The sequence below is a fragment of the Roseburia hominis A2-183 genome (assembly GCF_000225345.1).
Taxonomy (GTDB): domain Bacteria; phylum Bacillota; class Clostridia; order Lachnospirales; family Lachnospiraceae; genus Roseburia; species Roseburia hominis.
In genome coordinates, this window is record NC_015977.1 from 3238139 (window position 1) to 3258319 (window position 20181).

General features: G+C 38.3%; 19 protein-coding genes and 3 pseudogenes. 3 read left to right on the forward strand and 19 right to left on the reverse strand.

Annotated elements, in window-relative coordinates; all coding sequences use genetic code 11:
• Nucleotide 1 precedes the first annotated feature (1 nt).
• From RHOM_RS16620 to RHOM_RS14745, 7 genes and pseudogenes are all read right to left on the reverse strand, one after another.
• Nucleotides 2–1075, reverse strand: coding sequence for a ribonuclease III domain-containing protein (locus tag RHOM_RS16620; protein WP_014081094.1), 1074 nt, complete (start codon nt 1073–1075; stop codon nt 2–4).
• Nucleotides 1076–1372: 297 nt separating this feature from the next.
• Complete coding sequence (locus RHOM_RS17655; RefSeq protein WP_044024706.1) at nt 1373–1687, reverse strand: hypothetical protein; 315 nt, start codon at nt 1685–1687, stop codon at nt 1373–1375.
• Nucleotides 1688–1735: 48 nt separating this feature from the next.
• Nucleotides 1736–1963, reverse strand: coding sequence for a hypothetical protein (locus RHOM_RS18035; RefSeq protein WP_242823142.1), 228 nt, complete (start codon nt 1961–1963; stop codon nt 1736–1738).
• Between the two features lie 145 nt (nt 1964–2108).
• Nucleotides 2109–3605, reverse strand: coding sequence for a glycoside hydrolase family 43 protein (locus RHOM_RS14730; protein WP_014081097.1), 1497 nt, complete (start codon nt 3603–3605; stop codon nt 2109–2111).
• A gap of 275 nt (nt 3606–3880) precedes the next feature.
• Nucleotides 3881–4405: a flavodoxin family protein gene (locus RHOM_RS14735; protein WP_014081098.1), complete on the reverse strand. Its 525-nt coding sequence runs from the start codon at nt 4403–4405 to the stop codon at nt 3881–3883.
• A gap of 107 nt (nt 4406–4512) precedes the next feature.
• Nucleotides 4513–5222: pseudogene (locus RHOM_RS18325) on the reverse strand (type IV secretory system conjugative DNA transfer family protein); the annotation flags it as partial.
• 42 nt (nt 5223–5264) lie between these two features.
• Nucleotides 5265–5453, reverse strand: coding sequence for a hypothetical protein (locus tag RHOM_RS14745; RefSeq protein ID WP_197736947.1), 189 nt, complete (start codon nt 5451–5453; stop codon nt 5265–5267).
• Nucleotides 5454–5895: 442 nt separating this feature from the next.
• Here RHOM_RS14745 and RHOM_RS14750 point away from each other — a divergent pair, with 442 nt between their 5' ends.
• Complete coding sequence (locus RHOM_RS14750; protein ID WP_014081102.1) at nt 5896–6627, forward strand: helix-turn-helix domain-containing protein; 732 nt, start codon at nt 5896–5898, stop codon at nt 6625–6627.
• A gap of 87 nt (nt 6628–6714) precedes the next feature.
• Nucleotides 6715–6915 carry a helix-turn-helix transcriptional regulator gene (locus tag RHOM_RS14755; protein ID WP_004611564.1) on the forward strand — a complete coding sequence of 67 codons (201 nt, stop codon included), beginning with the start codon at nt 6715–6717 and terminating at the stop codon, nt 6913–6915.
• A 139-nt stretch (nt 6916–7054) separates the two neighbouring features.
• Here RHOM_RS14755 and ftsH read toward each other — a convergent pair whose 3' ends face one another.
• The 3 genes and pseudogenes from ftsH to RHOM_RS18250 all read right to left on the reverse strand — a co-directional run.
• Nucleotides 7055–8869 (reverse strand): ATP-dependent zinc metalloprotease FtsH, encoded by a 1815-nt coding sequence (gene ftsH / locus RHOM_RS14760; RefSeq protein WP_014081103.1) that lies wholly within the window; start codon nt 8867–8869, stop codon nt 7055–7057.
• A 49-nt stretch (nt 8870–8918) separates the two neighbouring features.
• On the reverse strand, nt 8919–9908 hold the full coding sequence (bsh, locus tag RHOM_RS14765) for a choloylglycine hydrolase (RefSeq protein WP_014081104.1): 990 nt from the start codon (nt 9906–9908) through the stop codon (nt 8919–8921).
• A gap of 21 nt (nt 9909–9929) precedes the next feature.
• A pseudogene (locus RHOM_RS18250) lies at nt 9930–10112 on the reverse strand (hypothetical protein); the annotation flags it as partial.
• A gap of 160 nt (nt 10113–10272) precedes the next feature.
• Here RHOM_RS18250 and RHOM_RS14770 point away from each other — a divergent pair.
• Nucleotides 10273–10611 (forward strand): hypothetical protein, encoded by a 339-nt coding sequence (locus RHOM_RS14770; protein WP_007887600.1) that lies wholly within the window; start codon nt 10273–10275, stop codon nt 10609–10611.
• 207 nt (nt 10612–10818) lie between these two features.
• Here the strand turns inward: RHOM_RS14770 and RHOM_RS14775 are convergent, their stop codons facing one another.
• The 9 genes and pseudogenes from RHOM_RS14775 to RHOM_RS14815 all read right to left on the reverse strand — a co-directional run.
• A complete protein-coding gene (locus RHOM_RS14775; RefSeq protein ID WP_014081106.1) occupies nt 10819–11391 on the reverse strand; it encodes a CDP-alcohol phosphatidyltransferase family protein in 573 nt (190 codons plus the stop codon).
• A complete protein-coding gene (locus RHOM_RS14780; RefSeq protein ID WP_014081107.1) occupies nt 11381–12445 on the reverse strand; it encodes an FUSC family protein in 1065 nt (354 codons plus the stop codon). Before RHOM_RS14780 ends, RHOM_RS14775 begins: the two co-directional genes overlap by 11 nt.
• A gap of 31 nt (nt 12446–12476) precedes the next feature.
• A complete protein-coding gene (locus tag RHOM_RS14785; RefSeq protein WP_014080820.1) occupies nt 12477–13520 on the reverse strand; it encodes a HAMP domain-containing sensor histidine kinase in 1044 nt (347 codons plus the stop codon).
• A complete protein-coding gene (locus RHOM_RS14790) occupies nt 13520–14230 on the reverse strand; it encodes a response regulator transcription factor (protein ID WP_044024695.1) in 711 nt (236 codons plus the stop codon). Before RHOM_RS14790 ends, RHOM_RS14785 begins: the two co-directional genes overlap by 1 nt.
• Nucleotides 14209–15642 (reverse strand): phospholipase D family protein, encoded by a 1434-nt coding sequence (locus RHOM_RS14795; RefSeq protein WP_014080821.1) that lies wholly within the window; start codon nt 15640–15642, stop codon nt 14209–14211. The genes RHOM_RS14790 and RHOM_RS14795 overlap by 22 nt, the downstream gene beginning before the upstream one ends.
• 175 nt (nt 15643–15817) lie before the next feature.
• Nucleotides 15818–16243: a MarR family winged helix-turn-helix transcriptional regulator gene (locus RHOM_RS14800; protein WP_005360235.1), complete on the reverse strand. Its 426-nt coding sequence runs from the start codon at nt 16241–16243 to the stop codon at nt 15818–15820.
• A 1-nt stretch (nt 16244) separates the two neighbouring features.
• Entirely contained in the window at nt 16245–17609 is a 1365-nt protein-coding gene (locus RHOM_RS14805; protein WP_172623729.1) for a citrate/2-methylcitrate synthase, read from the reverse strand.
• 254 nt (nt 17610–17863) lie between these two features.
• Nucleotides 17864–19423: a cardiolipin synthase gene (gene cls / locus RHOM_RS14810; RefSeq protein WP_014080824.1), complete on the reverse strand. Its 1560-nt coding sequence runs from the start codon at nt 19421–19423 to the stop codon at nt 17864–17866.
• Between the two features lie 241 nt (nt 19424–19664).
• Nucleotides 19665–20027 (reverse strand): annotated as a pseudogene (locus tag RHOM_RS14815) (methionyl-tRNA formyltransferase); the annotation flags it as partial.
• Nucleotides 20028–20181: the final 154 nt, after the last annotated feature.

Genomic DNA, 20181 nt, shown 5'->3' on the forward strand with positions numbered 1-20181 from the left:
CTTATTCCTCCTCCAAAACAAATGTCAGCATATCATATGCTGCCTGTTTCTTCGCATCTTTCTTAGACGAAGATCTTCCATTGGTTACAGTATCTTTTTCTTTTATAGAGCATTTACAATTCCAAACCGGATTACCATCTTCGTCATGCGTTTCTTTGAAGTCATATTGAGGGATGGAGAAATAGCCTCTTCTGGCAAGGATCTCCAACTGCCCGATGGAATCATTATAATTCGGATCATCAATCTCATCTCTAATAGAAAAGAGCATATCCTCATCTTTCAGATATTCATACGCCAATCTCGATGCGTCCATCCTGGCCAGATTCTTTGATCTGCCGTATCCGACGAAATGATAATCAATTCCCGGTATTAGAACTTCACACGCAAAGTGCGTATCCTGCTCCGCTTTTCCATATATACACATATGATGCCTTGGCATATACCATGTACCCTGCATGGAAGTAGGATAGAAACAGTGAAGTGGAATGTTTCCTGAATTAGCCGATGACCAAGCTTGTATCTCAGCCACATAGTTTACATCTTCATCAAACATGAGCTCGCCTGGATTCAGCATAACATTCATGCTATCCTGTAATGCTTCAATATCCCAATTTGAATCCAAGGCTATCGCACCAAGAATCGCTTCAAACAGATCCTCTTTAACCGATAGTGAATCCTGAATGTTTTTCTCGACATCTCCTTTTCCCATTATCAGATAGTAGGCTATCCCTAAGTTGTCGATTGCATCTGCAAGAGTGTTCTTTTGAACCAATTGCTTCTTAATCTCAGTTAATTCTCCCTCATCCAAATCAGAAATAAAGGTTCCCGTTTCCTCGGTCTTACCCCACTTTTCCCAGTTCTGATACTTCTTTGAATAATGGCCGAATTCCTCGGAGAGCTGCTTCACGACAACAAAATCCAATGCCTTGTCTCCGATAAATTCAAGGACCTCATTATCCTGTCCTCCATTTTCCATTGAATAGGAGCGACGAGTAAATGCTTGAACAAGCAGCTCCTGGTTTTTGAACGTGTATCCAATTTGATCTTGGATAAATTTGATTTCTTTCTCGTCCATAAAAAAAGACCTCCTAGTATTTATACTAAAAGGCATAAAGATAGTCTGGCAGAAAATCCACGTATCCCGGGTACGCTGAATAAGCCAGACATGATAGATTAAATTTGATTCCTTGTTCTTGAGAGTTTACCGATGCTCACTTTCATAAGCAAAGATAAACATGCATAAACAATGTCTCATATTTAACTTATTATGCCTTTTTCAAGTAAAGATTAACACACGTCAAATAGAAACACAAGATATTATAAAAGCATTTAAGGGTTCGAGACATGCTCAAACCCTTAATGTATACGGATTTCAGAGTGCGCCAATTTTTTCAATCAGCATATCACACCAATCCTGCACTGTTATGACAGCCAGCAAAAGAGCCATGATAGCTGCAAAGATCAGAGACATAAGAAAGACATCTGACCATCTCTTGCAGACAAGGTAATATATAATACCGCCTCCTGCAATCATAGTAAGAAGCCCCACGATAGATTCAGTGAGCTTTAACCGCTTCTGCATCAGCCTGTGTATAGGTAACCTTGTATCCTGCTTCCGGTCCGTCCAGTACTGCTCCTCCACGGTCTTCATAGCTATTGCTCGGAAGTGCCTTGACATAATCTTCATCTGCTATTGCTCCAAGATAGTCAGATGCTGCCTGAAACTGGGGATAGCTCATACCATCACCAATAAACAGAAAACATATTTCGGTGCTTTTGCTGTTTCTTCTTGCGTCTGCGTTTCTGCAGATACTTCTGTTACGATTGTTTCCTGCTCTGTTGCTGCTGTACTTTCTGTCTGTGCCGGTGACGGTGACTCAGAAGAAGTCTGGTCTGCTGCAGGTGCTCCGGAGCATGCTGCCATAGACATTGCCATTACAACAGCAAGCATACCCTTCATCATACTCTTAATTCTCATAATCATTTCTCCTCTCTGAAACATGTTTTGTTTTTCCTCTGCTTCACTATACAATACCGTTGTAAAAACCAATGTCCAAAGTAGGAAAAATTTGAGTAAATTCCGACACTTATTTTATGCAGTTCTATCTTTATGAGATTTCATCAACATCATAATACTTAAAATCCCGGAAGCAGGCACTTCCTCCTGTTTCCTCTGCCGCATAACAGAACAGACCAAACCGGCAACCAGTAAAATGATCCAGTTTGAAGTACAGCTTATGCACGGTTCCGATGGGTAGCCAGTCTCCCTTATTTACCCGGTAATAGCAGCGTGCTTCATCCTTCATGTTACAGAAATCTGCTTCAAGACGAAAATCCATCTGGTGTGATTCAACAATAGTTCCTTCCGTCATATCCAATATACCATCTTCTTTTTTATCCAGCATAAGGACTTCATATTTTCCATGATGTTTTGTAATGCCAACTGCAGCATAACAGCTCTGCAACGCACACAAACCTGCGACATCGCCCTCTTTCAATGCAGAAGCATCAACAGTAACCTCAGCTGCGCAGGACGGATAACTCATCCTTTGCGTAAGCGTATTTACTGCCTGTGTAAGCTCTGTACAAACTTCCCGTGTTGTAATTGTATAGGTTCCCTGCAATGCATCCAGATGATAGTACCGTGGATCTGGATCATGATTAAACTGCCAGCGCGGAAGCAGCCCATTACAGAAATCATCACTTCCCACTAATGGCTGATAAATATATCCTGGTCTGGTACTGTGAACCTCTATTTCTTCCGGCACATGTCCGTTCTGTCCAAAAAACGGAAAATGATCCTTCCAGGTAACCGGAAGCAGAATAGGAATCCGTCCAACTGCTCCGAAATCCTGAAACAGCATTGCATACCACTTTCCATCCGGCGTATCCACTATTCCTCCCTGTGCCACGCCCTGTCCACAATATCCACGATCATCACAAAGTACATCTCCACCCGTGAATTCTCCTTCCAGAGAATCACTGTAAAAGCATGCTTCCGTCCGCATCCAGCGGTCTCTCCGGGAATGAATCAGAAAAATATAATAATAGCCGTTTATTTTTTGAATATGAGAACCCTCATAGCCTAGCTCCGGGTTCTTATGATCACTGACTAAAAGACGATGTAATCCGTCCTTCTTTGGTGCAGTCAAATCTTCATTCAATTCTGTAATCCAGATTTCATCATTTCCATATACAATATAGTTTCTGCCATCCTCATCAAATAATAAAGAGCCGTCATGATAAAAGCCTTCTATCAGCTGCTTTTTCCATGGACCATCTATTTTTTCCGAAGTATACAAATAAGTCTTACGGGTATCATTTGCCACAAAGCAGATACAAAATCGGCCTTCATGATAGCGCAGGGAAGCTGCCCACATGCCCTGTCCGTAAATATTCTGACCGTTTTTCAGTTGCTGCGCATCCGTATGATCCAACGTCTCATAGACATAAGTCACATGCTCCCAGTGCACCAGATCAAAAGACTGCAGAATCTCACAGCCCGGCATAAAATGCATGGTTGTGGATACCATATAATAGGTGTCTTCTACGCGGATCACGTCCAGATCTGGATAATCCAATCTTGTTATAGGATTTACATTCATTGTCTATTCCTTTCTGTTTTATCTCCATATTCTTTCTTTGTTCTATTCTATTTTTACTATTTTATCTTTGTTTCTTATCCGTCTGCCTTTTCAACTCTTCTCTGCCCCATTTCACTATTGCTAATATCACAATCTCACAGTAAAATATAATAATCGAAAACGATCCTGCACCATGTTATTCATCAGAAATTTCCGGTTTGCACAGATTTACCGGGAATAAACAGAAGGAGACCAGCATGAAGGAAAACCGTTTTGTCACTTTCATTATACAAGCTTTATAAATCTTTTCCAATATCCTCAAGCTCTTTCATAGCATCCTGATTTTTAGAAAGCTCATCCTTTGCTGTTGCATAATATGACTTCTGGAAAAGCAAATCCCATGAAAGATATTTTGCCATACAGTCAAACTGCTTATCAATCAACTCATACTGGATACTGTCAACTGGAGAACCGCCTACAACAATCGTGCCAACTTTTTTATTTTTTAACTGCATTCCACGGCAATAACACTTATCAATGATAAGTTTCAATTGTGCTGACATTCCCCACCAATAAACCGGTGTTGCAAAAAGGATCATATCTGCGGCAGCAATTTTATCAATTGTAGGATTTGTATCATCCTTATCTACACATCCCTTAGAACATTGACAGGCACCACAGCCCTTGCATGGTGCAATATTAAGTTTGTCAGGTTCAATGATTTCAATTTCGTTTTTTTCAGATGCTCCTTTTACAAAAGCCTCAATCGCTGTAAGAGTGTTTCCTTTTCTTGCACTTCCATTTATAATGATTACTTTCATCTCGCAAAGCCTCCATTCTGCTTATCATATAAGCAAATAAGTTCTAAATAATAATTTTTCTCACATAGGCACATTATACCATAGTAAACATGCCTATGCGATAACATTTACTGCTTCTTCCGATATGAACTCATCTTCTCCACAGTTACCTCTGGATAGAAGTAAGTAAGAATCGTTGCTTTGGGAACGCCTGCAGCAAGAGCTTTCTTCACTTCCTCTTTCTGCTCCGGCGTATATGACCAATGCAACATTCAGTTTGTGATAGTATCCTCCCACTTAGGCTTTTCCCTCTCAGGATTCCTTACAGGCTTAGCACCAGCACTTCCATTAGAAGCGTTGGCACTTTCTGCAGCATCAGACTTCTGCGATTCATCGACATACTCAAGCTCATTCGACTGCTCCCTGTCAATCTTTGCTTTCTGTTCTGTTTCATCCTGCATGGAGAATCTTCTGCTTAATTCCGCATCACCAAGCATCATAAACTGCTCATAGGTAAGAGAGTCTATATATACATTCTCTCCCTTATCCCTTAATTTTTCATAATACTTAACTGCCTTGTCTGAAAGAATCTCAAATGGTGGACCGATGAGATTCTCTGCTCCCCTTATCTGATGAACATAAGGCTCTCCCTTGCCATCTGCTGTCTGATTAAACATCGGATGATTGAATGGTATGAACTTATATTATCCATGATAGGATCAAAACCACGGATAAAGATAATACACTTTTTGTTATCCAGCTTTCTGACTTCATCCGGTGTAAACAGTTCTCTTCCTAATACATCATAGTTTCTTGAAGAGCTTCCCTGTCTGCCCTTTGCAAACTAGTTTTGGTCCCGACATTAATGTCGGGACCAAAACTATTCGTAAAACTGCTCTTCAACAGAAATGGCATTAAATAATTTTAACTTTAATGCTTCATCATTATCATAAGTATTATCTAATATAGCAGTCATCAGCTCGGTTAAAAGCTCCTCATCTATGTGCCCGGCTGCCACATGATAACTTATATTTTCCATTTCTCTGAAATACACATTTGCAATTCCCATGTATCCATTTCTCAGTAAGAAATCTGCAGTCAACGTGATCGCAATTCTCTTGTTTCCGTCTGTAAAACAATGAAATTTGCAGGAGCAAAAGAATAAATGTACATCAATACTAAATAATTGGTCAGTCAATCTGTGCATCTATTTTTGTGTAATACAAGCTTTTGGGTACAATCAACTTCCATTCATCTGAATAACACATATCTGATCTATCTTTTGTTAAATAGCGCTTACTCCTTCCAATTTGACTCTTAGTCCAAGTATATGAGTAATGTTTCTTACAGGGCATAGTATAACCCCAAGAATAATCGACTGTCAACGGACACATGTGTCATTTTTCTCATTATATTGGATTTTTAACTTGAATAATTGGCACTATTGCTATATACTATGGAGTGAAAAGAGACATTTGAAATCAACAAAATGAAAGAAAAGAGGCGTATGTATGTACTCAATCGGAGAAATCATTTCATCATATAGAAAAAAGAAAGGCTTGCTCCAACAGGATCTCGCTGATGAACTGGCAAAGGAAGGCATTACCATTTCCTATAAAGCCATATCCAACTGGGAGAGAAATCTTGCTGAACCAAGCGTTACCATATTTTACAAAGTGTGTAGAATCCTTGGTATTACTAACATGTATGAGGCATATTTTGGAGTAAATCCTACTGATCCTTTCTCCTCACTTACTGATGAAGGCAGGGAAAAGGCTATGGATTATATCAATCTGCTCCACGCATCCGGAATGTATGAAAAGCAGACTGCTAAGATAATTCCATTCCGTAGCATTGATATTTTTGAAAATGCCGTATCAGCCGGAACCGGTAACTTCCTTGTAGACGGACCGAAAGAGACTGTACGCATAGATGAATCTATCCTGCCGGAAGATACTACTTTCGGTGTCCGCATTAGTGGTGACAGTATGGAACCTGAATTCCACGATGGTCAGATTGCATGGGTATTACAACTGGAATCTGTTGCTAATGGAGAAATCGGCATCTTCGCTCTAAACGGAGAAGCCTACATCAAGAAATTACAAAACGATAAAGACGGAATTTTCCTTATCTCGCTTAATGAAAAGTATGCACCTATCAAGGTTGGAGAAAACGACCGCTTAGACATATTTGGAAAAGTTCTTGGAAAATCTGATGCTTCTGCTATCACAGGACATTGCTGATAAAATTGCAAGTCCTTTTTATTGGACACATTATTTTGCATAATTGAAAATAAGAAAATATCTATAGAACTGAAAGAAGGGATTTTTATGGCGGTTACTAATAATATCAGAGAAATCCGGGAACAGCGTGGCATTTACCAGGATGACCTTGCCGCTGCTATCGGATACAGCACCAAAACGGTCGGCAGGATAGAACGTGGGGACAGCACCCCATCTGCCGAATTTATGCTGCGGATATCAAAGTACTTTAATATGCTGGTCGAAGATGTATTCCATGTGGAAGATTGAGCCGAGTATTTTATCCAGCTCAATCTTCCGCTCCCTGTAAATGAGAATTTGTCCGCTCCTTTATATAAAATAATTCCATTTTTCAGAACTACTAACTATTTTTCTTATCTAAATGACATTGATTATCTAATTAACTACATTATTTTCTGTCTAAAATATCCATAAATTCGTCACCTGTAATTGTTTCCTTCTCATACAGGTACATAGCCAGTTCGTCCAGTTTTTCCCTGTTTTCAGCAAGGATTTTTCTTGCTTTTTCATGCTCTGCTTTTACGAGCTGCACGACTTTTTCATCAATTTCCTTCTGTGTATCTGCAGAACAGGAAAGAGACGTATCGCCGCCAAGATACTGGTTGGTCACGTTTTCCATTGCCACCATGTCGAATTCATCTGTCATGCCGTAGCGGGTGATCATCGCTCTTGCAATTTTTGTTGCCTGTTCGATATCATTGGAGGCTCCGGTCGTGATCTCACCAAATACGATCTCCTCTGCCGCACGTCCGCCTGTAAATGTAGCAATCTTATTCTCAAGTTCTTTTTTCGTCATCAGATATTTATCACCCTGCTCAACCTGCATAGTGTAGCCGAGTGCACCTGAGGTACGCGGGATGATCGTAATCTTCTGGACCGGAGCTGAATGACTCTGTAATGCAGCTACCAGAGCGTGTCCTATCTCATGATATGCAACAACCTTCTTCTCTTGATCTGAAAGAACCGCATTCTTCTTCTGATATCCTGCAATAACCACTTCTATACTTTCTTCGAGATCAGATTCATTTACAACGGTCCTTCCACTACGGACAGCACGTAATGCTGCTTCATTTATAATATTGGCAAGCTCCGCACCGGATGCCCCCGATGCCATACGCGCAATCGTATGCAGGTCAACATCATCAGATGCTTTTATCTTCTTTGCATGAACCTTTAAAATTGCTTCACGGCCTGCAAGATCCGGCAGTTCAACCGGCACACGTCTGTCAAAACGTCCCGGACGTGTAAGTGCCGGATCTAACGACTCCGGACGGTTCGTTGCAGCAAGAATGATGACACCATTATTTCCTTCAAATCCGTCCATCTCTGTAAGAAGCTGGTTTAAGGTCTGCTCCCTCTCATCATTTCCGCCCATTTGTCCGTCACGCTTTTTACCAATGGCATCAATTTCATCAATAAACACGATACATGGTGCCTTTTCCTTTGCCTGTCCGAAAAGATCTCGAACTTTGGAAGCTCCCATACCGACAAACATCTCAACAAATTCTGATCCGGACATTGAGAAAAATGGTACATTTGATTCACCCGCCACTGCTTTTGCAAGCATTGTTTTGCCGGTTCCCGGAGGTCCTACAAGAAGGACACCTTTTGGCATAGACGCACCTACATCGGTATACTTCTTCGGATTGTGAAGATAATCAACGATCTCTGAAAGGTTTTCTTTCGCCTCATCTTCTCCTGCAACGTCTGAAAAACGGATTCCCTCACTGGATTGCACATAAATCTTCGCATTGCTTTTTCCCATTCCAAAAGCCATCGAATTTTTTCCTCCGGCATGCTCCATCAGTTTCTTCGCCATATAATTTCCCAGTGCGATAAAAAGGATCAATGGCAAAACCCCGGTCAGCAAGAAGCTGATGATCGGTGACATCTGCTTATCGATATCTTTTGCGAATACTGCTCCACATTCATATAGCCTGTCCGTCAGGTTCGGATCGTTCATCAGACCTGTTTTATAAATATTTTTTTGATCTTTATCTGTAAAGATGATCTGATTGTCATTAACTTCTACTTCACCAATATTCTTCTTCTCGATCATGCTCAAAAAAGTTCCATAATCCGTTTCCTTTACCTGATGCTCCATAAGGATTGGTGTGACAACCAGATTAAATACGATCAGCACTATTAACACAATCCCATAATAATATGCCAGTGGTTTTTTCGGTGTTTTAACTTCTTTCATGGTCTTCCTCCTGTTGTTCTGCGATATGCTTTCTCCGTGCATTTTCGTATTATTTATTCTGCCATCTGACTTCGCCCTTGGACAGAAGCGGATAACAGATCAGCTGATCTGAATCCAGATTTTCCGCATGCATGTCAACCGCTGTGATCTGATGATTATCATAAGTCGTATAATAATAAATACCTTTTGCTGTATTACAACAGGACGTGTATATCGTGATCTCATATTTGCCTTCTGTCACCTCACAACATCCACGCTGCTGATCTACGGATCCTAAGATATGGAAGAACTGGCTTACACTCTCATCCTCTTCTTCACCGGAGATCGAATTTAATTTTGTAAAGGCAACTTTCACAAATCTTGACTGGCTGGAAAGATCTCCAGGTATTCCCATTCCCCCCATTCCTCTGCTATATGCATCAAGCTGTAATACTCCTGCAAAAGTACTCTCCGGCTGTTTTCTGGATACTCCGGCATAATTATTCAGTGCAAACATCTGACTCGGGAATGGTGGATTATTGGTAAGCACTCCTACCGGATTATCATATACATGCAGCCCATCCTTCATAGACTCAACAACGATACAGGAGTCTTTGTCTGCAATGATCCAGTGAAGCTGTGCTGTCGGCAGCTGTTCACTGAATGCTGTGCCTGTCAGTCTCATTGCTGCCAGCTTCTCTCTCACCTCTGCTACAGTAGCACACTGTGTAAGGATCCATGGGATGAACTCGAACTGTGCCACTTGGCTGACTTCTGTTTCATCTTCCGGCAAAGCCTCTTCATATGCCGCATTGCCGACAAAATTAAGACCTGCCATTCCAAGGCCTTTTTCATTAACAGCATCATAATAAAGCGGATAACCTCCTGCAACAAATGCCATTCCGATCAAAGCATAATGGCTTTTTATCTTCCCGGCAAACCGGAAATCAAATTCGTAATTTCTTGGCGTTATCGTGATCTGTTCCCCATAGGAAAATTCATAATCAAGCGTTCTGCCCATATAAAAATCTTTTGTTTTGTAAGTTGCTGCTGTACACATATCGAACACCTCTTCTTTCTGCTATAATAGTCCTGCAAACAATCTCATAAACAACTGTCCGAGCCGTAAATATGCACTCCGTCCTGTGCGGTACTTTTCGGTCACTTCCCTGCATTCATTCATGATTGCTCCCAGATCATCTCTTATATCCAAAACTGTCTGACTATCCGTCATAAAACAACCATTTTCAAAGTGGTGATAAAGCAATGCCATTCAGTTAAGCATCATTTTAGTGGTTTTCTGTCATAGAAAGCCACTGTTTTTATGCCTAAAAACTTTAAAAATATTACAAAAAACAGTTGACAAGTAAGCCAATATATGTTGCGCAAGCCTTGATTATAAACATATTTCAAGGAGGCTCATTATGGCTGATTTTTTCTTATCTAATTTAAAATCCACACTCGACAACTGCATCACAGAACTCGATGAAATTCACTCCATGTTCTGCCGTAATCCGGAAAGTGATTTTACCAGGAACCGCAAACTTTCTTTCCGCGAGTATATTCAGTTTATGCTCCAGATGCAGAGTAAATCCGTTTCAAATGCAGTAAACATATGCAGGGCATATCTCAAACACGATGGTAACGAAACAGAGTCCATGCTTCTCATACAAAAGTATCTGACACCTGTCAAGTACAATCGAAAATATCCTATCCACCTCCGTCCAAAGAGAAATAGGGATTTCATGTATCGGGTTGCATAAATCTCGTTACCATCATACTGCATTATAAGGCAGATAAGCAATCTGTCTTTTTGTCATAAAAAACCTTATCTAAATGACATTGAATGATTTATTTTCTATCTAAAATTTTATTAAACCGACTAAAGACTCCATAGTTTGTGTGTTTGACTTACTGTTTATATCTATCTTCTCCTAAATATTTTTCTAGTCATTGCAATATAAAATTGCTTATACAGTCTCTCCCTTAAGAGTCCTGGTATTCTGGATAATATACAGAGCGACCGATATGACCATCATTATAGCGCACAAACCAATCAACAGATCTGATACCATCGGTGTAATTTGGAACCATATAATATGCACCGCTGCAGTTCCATATAATAAAAAGGTTACTATCTTTCCATGCCAGTCTGCACCATGTACTTTTCCTGTCTTTCGTATCACAAGACATCCACTGACTACCATATACAGCTCCTTACCTGCCATTATTACGATTAAAAGAAGCATATGCGGAAAACGAGTAAACAGACAGATTAACATCGCTGCCTGTGTCAGCTTATCAGCCACCGGATCAAGTATTTTTCCTAAATTACTAATCCTATGGAATCTTCTTGCGATATATCCATCAGCAAGCTCCGTAAGACCAGACAGCAATAAGATTTCACCAGCTAACAGAGGATTTTTCTTTACACAATAACTCCATATAATTACCGGAATCAGACAAAGCCGAAAAAAAGAAAGAAGATTAGGAACCGTAATAATTCTATTCAAATTTTCTTCCTGATTCACTTCACTCTGCATGTACGGTCACATCACTTTCCTTTTTTTTAGACATAAACCAATAAAATATAACACAAAATGCTAAAGCAAACACAACACCAAAAACATTTTGAATCACTCTAAGACTAACCGCTCCTTGTAGTCCATAAGTCTCTGTAGCAATGGCTAAAGCACCAAATGTGTTAAATACTGCCTGCCAGCCATATTGTGCTGAAAATCCTACACCGATTCCACCAAGAATTCCTATATATGCATAGATTGACGAAGGAAGCAGAAAATATAATACTGTAAAACATATAACACCTGCAATATTTCCGACAATCCTTTTACGGACTCTGTAGTGCATATCTTCCATAAACGGCAAAATCGCTGACATGGCCGCAATACCAGCCCACATTGCACGTGGCATATTACAAAGTTCTGCAATGCAAAGGACAATCGGTACGCATAAAATCTGACATATCTGCCATTTTGTTCTGGAAGAAGTGATATCAAATTCTTGTATCAGATCTTTCAGATTTCTTTTATAAGTTCTGTTTTTATGATTTCGATAAAATACGAAGCAGGTAAGTGCTGCACCTAAAGCCATTCCGACTAATCGCATTTGATAGCTTTTTCCCGTAACATCATAACCATATAGCAGCAGATACCCAAGAACCAATGTAGATTGATTAAACATGAATGGATTATGGCATCCGAACAGAATCAACACAGCCAGTGCCGCAATATTTAACAGCATTCCCAATACCGGTGAAAACTGATTTGCTAAATGCGGACATACAGTCATAATTACAAAGAACAAAGCCAAAAGCATCGTAGATTGTCCGGTGTGGATCCCCAGATCCGCATTTCTAAACACCATGAGACATAATAAGACTACTACACCTACAATGCTGTTCTCATTTCCAAATAGGATACTGAAAATACTAACAAAGAAAAAACAAAATGCCATTGTAGCAGCTATCTTCACCAGATATACCCACATATGATATAATTTTTCTTTTAGTGTTTCACTCTTTTTCAACAGGTTTTTAGAACCTGCCTGATTTAACTGCAACTCCTGATAAAATGTCATGTAATTCCTCCTCTATCTGTTTTTCTTAAACTTATATGGTCTCATCTTTCTGTATTGGAAGCTCTACAACAAATTTGCATCCACCATATTCACGGTTTTCTGCTTTGATTGTTCCTCCGGCACTATCTACAATCCGTTTTACAAGTGCAAGACCTAGGCCATTTCCTTCTGCTTTATGAGATCCATCTACCTGATAGAACTTGTCAAATATTCTGGATTTTACATCATCCTCTATTCCTGGTCCTTCATCTTCCAGAATGAACTTAACAGAATCCTGTTCTTGTTTCAGAAACATCGTAATTGTCCCCTTTGAAGGACTGAACTTAATCGCATTATCCAAAAGATTTATCCAGATATGCATAAAAAGTCCTTCATTCCCAGTATATTTAACTTCCTCCAATTCTACCTGAAAACCAATTTCTTTTTCTGTCCATTTTGTTTCCAATGAAAGAAATGCCTGGCGGATCTGTTCATCCAGACGATATTCTGTTTTTTTCATTGGTATATTCTGATTCTCTAACTTGGATAACAGCAAAATATTACCAACCAATCCGGAAAGTCTTTGGGTGTTAAATAAGATTTTTTCTACATATTCCTCTTGATCCGGAGACAGTTCTTCTCCCTGAAGCAGCATTGTATATCCTTCAATGGCATTAATCGGGGTCTTAAACTCATGAGAAACATCAGATACAAAATCCATCTGCAGCACCTCTGTTGCACGAAGTTCTTTTGTCATAACGTTAAAACTTTGATAAGATTCTCCAACTTCTGCTATACGGCTGTTCGTTTCCAAATGCTGTTCAAAATCTCCCTGAGAAACTTCCTTCATTGCTTTACTAAGTCTGGTAATTGGTTCCAGTAACTTTGCATTGATAAAGGAAGTGATCAGCCCTGCAATCAATGTATTGAAAATCAAAAGCCAGCCAAGCACAGGTATGCTACCAGGCAGATTAAAAAAATGATTCAAAAAAGCAAATAATAACGCAGATATGACTGTTGAAAATACGAGTGCCAGCCAGATTGCACCAGTCAGACAGGATCGGATCCGCAATCCTTTTTCTTTCTTTTGTTCCATTATTTTTTCACCACCTTGTATCCAATTCCACGCATTGTTACGATTTCAAAATCAGGGTTATCTTTAAAACGCTCTCTGATTCTTCCTATATGTACCTCTATCGTATGTGGGTCTGCCTCCGTCTCGTATCCCCATACTTCATCCATCAACTGTTGTTTTGTAAATGTTCTGCCTGGCGAAGCTGCAAGCTTATATAAAAGCAGGAATTCTTTTTTAGGCAAAACAAGACTTTCCTTATCAGTTGTAACCGTCATTGCATCATAATCAAACTCTGTTGAACCGATCACAATTTTGTGTTCATTCAGTATCTGTGCACGGCGAAGCAGTGCTCCAACTCTTAAAACCATTTCATTCACATTTACCGGTTTTACCATATAATCGTCACTTCCCGAAAGAAATCCCTGGCGCATATCATCAAAGGAACCTTTCGCAGTGATCATAAGTACCGGTATCTGATATCCTGCTGAACGGAGTTCCGACACCAGTTCATAACCATCCATAACCGGCATCATAATATCGGAAATGATCAGATCAATATACTCTTTATCCAATATTTCTAATGCCAGTGCTCCATCCGATGCACTTTTGACCTGATATCCATTCTTCTCAAGCACTTTTTGGAATAGCTGGCTTAATTCTTTATCATCTTCTACAATCAATATTTGAAACACGTTTTCCTTCCTCCTTATTAAAACAGATACCTTGCCCATCCAAGCAGATGCTGTACCAAAAATATTTTTCTCTGACGTTTCTTTGTTAATTCGATTGGCTCTACATGATATGGATCACGATAGGTTCCATCTTCCAATACCTGGCGGGACACTCTTTCATATTCCATCATGCCCTCTTCCAACTGTTTATTAATATCTTTACTGCGAATTACAAGCATCAGTTCCGTATCCAGATATGCACTTCTCATGTCCATATTAAAGGAACCGATTACAGACAGATCATCGTCAATCAGAATACTTTTTCCGTGGTATGAATAACCGCCTTCATATTCCCAGATATTAATTCCTGTACTTAAGATTCTATTTCTGTTTTTCGCATAATCGGCAGCCCCAAATGGATTCCCATTATTTGCAACTGAATTTGTCATGATAGAAAAATCTGAATCGTTCTCTGCAATCTCCTCCCATGTATTATACATCATATCATTACAGATAATATATGGCGTGTGGATCTTCACACGATTTTTTGCATTTTTCATCAATTCTCCCAACTGATACCACACTACTGGTTCTTTGGAACCTGTGTGAATAGGATTTGACACTAATGCAATCTTTTCTGTCTCAAAAGTTTCGTCCGTGTAATCGGTATCGCAGATTCTTTCCTTATTCTCTTCAAAATATTTCTGATAGCCGTTCTGCAGCTCTAAAACTGCGTTCTTTACAGATTTTCTATTTGCCAGTTTTTTATTGTCATGAAAATAACCACTGTCTTCTTGTTCCCATATCGTTTCAAAATACTCTAACAACTGGTTAACTGAATTTTCTTTCTCAGGTTCATCGCAAACTACTAACACGTCTCTGTCATAGTTCTTATGTCCCGGAAAATCACCCAGGAAATAATTGTATGTATTTCTTCCCCCAAGAATATATCTCTTTCCATCTGCAATCAAATATTTATCATGCATTCTACCCATCATCTTCCATGGTTTCAACGGATTGGCCTTATTATATAGTTTAATTTCAACATTCTCATGGGAAGATAATCCATAGAAATACGGATTTCCTTCCATATCAATCCAGCTCTCCATTCCATCTACTAACAGACGAATATGTACACCTCTGTCTGCCGCATCATGCAGTGCTCCTAAAATCAATTTTCCACTTTCATCGGATTGAAATGCAAAAGTAGAAAGAATAATTTCCTTTTTTGCATTCTTGATCAAACGCACTCTTTGTAAAAGCGCTTCTGGATTCTTTTCTATGATTACTGCCCGTTCTGTATTTTCACTGCATTCGTTCCATGACCCATTTTTTGTTTCTTTTTTGGTTGTATTGGACACTTCCGGCTGCTTTTTATATGCAACGCAGATTCCGAGCAATTCATAAAAAGCCATACATAAAAAAATTGCCAGTATAACAAGAAGGATTTTACATATTTTATACTTTTTCATTGTACATCACCTGATTCCTTTTTATTTCATACTGATACAATACAAAGTCAATCTCAATTTAACCTCAACAAAATTTATTTTTCATAAAAAAATATGACAGGCTTCTTTTTAAAGAAACAGTCATATTTTTATTCTAATATATGAAGGAGCTTTTCTTACTCCGTTGTATTAATCACTATTTTATTTCTTCCATAAGCTGTCGGATTTTTCTCAATGTACACCGTGTAACTTCCAGGTCATCTTCTTGTATATTCGATATGATTTTTTCATAAGCTTCTATCATTTTTTCTTTCTGACAATTACTTAATTCAATTGCCTTGTTCGTCAAAACAAGGTACGTTCTTTCTTTTTTTTCATCTAATTTCCAGATAATATATCCTTTATTTTCAAGACTTTTTACCATCTTAGATGTTTCTGGAATCGATAATTTCATGTATTCTGCCACTTCTGAAAGATATACTCCTTCATGACAGTCTGATTTTTCAACACATTCCTTTATACTATAAAGGAACAAATAATCTGTTCTTTCGACAAATTCAAATATACTTTCAACATTGATGCTCTTTAAAAAAAACTCCTCTGCACTGGTTCCTGCTCCCATATTATCGTTCCTCTCTTTCTATATATTCTTTTTTGCTGACTAGACTCTTATATGCCGGGCGAATGATCTTATCTGTAGTTATCAATTCTTCCAGGCGATGTGCACTCCAACCAGCAATTCTTGCTATCGCAAATAATGGCGTGTACAATTCTCTTGGAATATTCAACATGTCATACACAAAACCACTATAGAAATCTATATTAGGACTTACTCCTTTGAATATCTGACGCTGCTTTGCAATCAACTTAGGTGCAATCTTCTCAATATTGTTATAAAGGGTCATATCTTTCTCACGTCCTTTATCCCTTGCGAGTTGTTCTACAAAGCCTTTGAACACCCTTTCTCTCGGATCGGAAATAGAATATACAGCATGTCCCATTCCATAAATAAGTCCTTTCTGATCAAACGCCTCTTTCTTCAAAATCTTACTCAGATATGATGCAATTTCCTCTTCGTCTTCATAATCTTTCACATGACTTTTAATATCATCCATCATATTCATTACCATCAGATTTGCACCGCCATGTTTTTTTCCTTTTAAGGATGACATTGCTGCTGAAATAACAGAATAAGTATCTGAACCTGAAGATGTTACTACCCGTGTAGTGAATGTAGAATTGTTACCACCACCATGTTCCATATGTAACAATAATGCTATATCCAGTACTCTTGCTTCCAGTTCTGTGAATTTTGTATCTGGTCTTAATAGGCGCAGGAAATTTTCAGCAATAGATAAATCTTTTTCAGGTCTATGAATATACATACTTTCGTTTTTTTCATAATGACAATAAGCATGGTATGCATATACTGCTAACATAGGAAATACTGCGATCAACTGCATACTCTGCCTTAGCACATTCGGAATTTCAAGACTTTCTTTCTCCTTATCGTAAGAGCCCAATGTAAGAATACTTCGAGTCATAGAACCCATAATATCTGATGTAGGTGCTTTCATAATGACATCTCTGGTAAAGTTAGTCGGTAGTTCCATACAATCAGATAGTCTTCCCTGAAATTCCATTAACTGTGTATCAGTTGGCAATTCTCCGAATAAAAGAAGATATGCTCCTTCTTCAAAGACAAACCTTTTTCCTTTACTTCCTGTTACTAAATCTTTTATATTATAACCACGATAAGATAACTCGCCATCACATGGACTCTTTACTCCATCACAATATTCAAAAGCTTTTATATCAGAAATATTTGTAAGCCCCGTCAACACACCTTGGCCTTTTTCATCTCGTAAGCCTCTTTTTACACCATACTCTGAATACAGATTCTTACTAATGCTATCATTTTGTTCACAAAAAATTGCTTGCTGTTTCATATAATTTTCCAAATTGCTCATTTGAATCGCTCCTTTCATTCTGTTACGAACTTACATACTATACTCAGATATTCTTGTTTCCAGAGCATTCAGCATTGTCTGTTCTTTTTCTTATTCTTATTCATTAGCAATACAATACAATGGAAAACTCAATTTAACCTCAACAAGGTTTGTTTTTTCATCCATGCAAAATCTTCTTTGTACAACAGACTGTTAGATATAGCAAAAACGGCCTTTCAAAAACAGTTAACTTCTAAATCAACTGTTTTTTGAAAGGTCGTTCCATCAGATTCTTATAGCAATCCAGCAAATAATCTCATAAATAATTGTCCCAGTCGCAAATATGCACTTCGTCCGGTTTGATATTGGTCTGTCACATCACGACATTCTCCCATCGTTCTTATCAGATCATTTTTTATTTCCACAACTGCCTGACAATCTGCCATAAAACAGCCGTTTTCAAAATGGTGATATAAACTTCGATAATCCAAATTAATTGTTCCACAAGTTGCCATACAGTCATCTGCCACACTCATTTTTGCATGACAGAAACCAGGAGTCCACTCATAAACACGAACACCATGTTTAACTAATCCATGATAAAAAGAACGAGTTATATTATAAATGAATTTTTTATCAGGGATACCAGGTGTGATAATTCTTACGTCTACCCCTCGCTTAGCAGCCAGACATAACGCATGCGTCATTTCATCTGTTATGATTAGATATGGAGTCATAAACCAACAATATTTTTCAGCTTTATTTATCATACTGATATAAACTTCTTCTCCTACTTGCTCATTATCCATCGGGCTGTCTGCATAAGGTTGAACAAACCCAGTTTGCTGTGCCGCATAATCATAGTGGAAAAGGTATTTACTAAAATCAGAATCATTAGCATCCTTATCACTTACTGCATTCCACATTTCCAAAAATGTCACCGTAAGCGACTGAACAGCATCTCCTTCTAAACGAATACCTGTATCTTTCCACTGTCCATACGGGTGTGTGTAATTAAAATATTCGTTTGCTAGATTATATCCACCTGTAAATCCGACTTTTCCATCAATAACTGTTATTTTTCTATGATCACGATTGTTCAAAAACAGATTTAAACCTGGCATAAACGGATTGAATACACGGCAATGAATTCCTATTGCCTCCATCTTTTTCACAAAATCTGTGTTAATAAAGCCTATAGAACCCATATCATCGTAGAATACTCTAACTTCCACACCTGCTTTTACTCGCTCTTCCAGAACATCTTGAATCTTATGCCATGCTTCAGCGTCTTCTATCGCATGATATTCCATAAAGATAAACTTCTGTGCTTTCTCCAAATCCTTAAGCTGTGCCTCTAATCCTTTCACTGCTTCATCAAAATACACAATATCCGTATTCTGATAGATTGGATACTGCGAATTTCTTTGTATGTAACTTGCTATATTTCCTGCTTTCGGAATTGTTTCTTTTATTCTGCTCAAACACTCCTGACTGTCCGGAAGCATTGGTAACAATTTGCTATCAATTTCTGCATATCGCTCACGCATTTTATGTGTGCCACCATTCAAACCAATCAACAAATACAGGCCTACACCCATAATTGGGAAAATTAGAATTAAGATGACCCAAGGCATTTTCATAGAGGATGTCTTATTTGATGCGTACAATCCCAAAACCAAGATTCCACTCAAAATCCTTGTAAATAAATTTATGATTTCTGCATATTCATTCAAGCGTGTTACGATAGTAATAATAAAAATCACTTCCAGAAGAATGCAGATTATGGAAAAACACAGCCGTTTTACCCCATTTTTTGTTTTTGCTTTGCCCTCTAAAGTATCTTGTTTCATATATATTCCACCTTCCTAATAAAATACTAATAATTTATTCTACTCAATCATTCTTTCACTAATATCTGCAACCTCATTTGTATGTAACATAACCAATGATATATGCTACTTTATCATCAAAGTCACATAATAACCTTATATGTTTTACCTCTCTCCGTAGTTCCTCCTGCTTTTCACATTCTTATCAACAACAACGATAAAATGCCACACAGTTATTAACAACCATGTGACATTTATACTCTTAATACAATTTTGCACCTGCTGGAATTGCATCATCTAACATTACCAGATTCAGTTTTTCTTCTCCATTTACATTGTGAATTGCAGAAAGAAGCATACCACATGAATCTATTCCCATCATAGAACGTGGTGGAAGATTTACGATTGCCAATAATGTCTTTCCAACAAGTTCCTCTGGCTCATAAAAAGCATGTACTCCTGAAAGAATAGTTCTTTCATTCTCTGTACCATCATCAAGTTTAAATCTAAGAAGTTTCTTACTCTTAGGTACTGCCTCACAATTTTTTACCTTTACAACACGGAAGTCTGACTTTGAAAATGTGTCAAAATCAACATATTCCTCAAATAATGGCTCAATCTCAATCCCTGTATTATTTTCAACAACTGCTGCCACTTCTTCTGTTACTACTTCATTGTTATCCATTTGATTGTAACTCCTTTGCATTAATTTCTCATAATAATATGTAATGTCGGTTGAAACCGCATTACTATTAGCTAGTATACCATATACATACTAT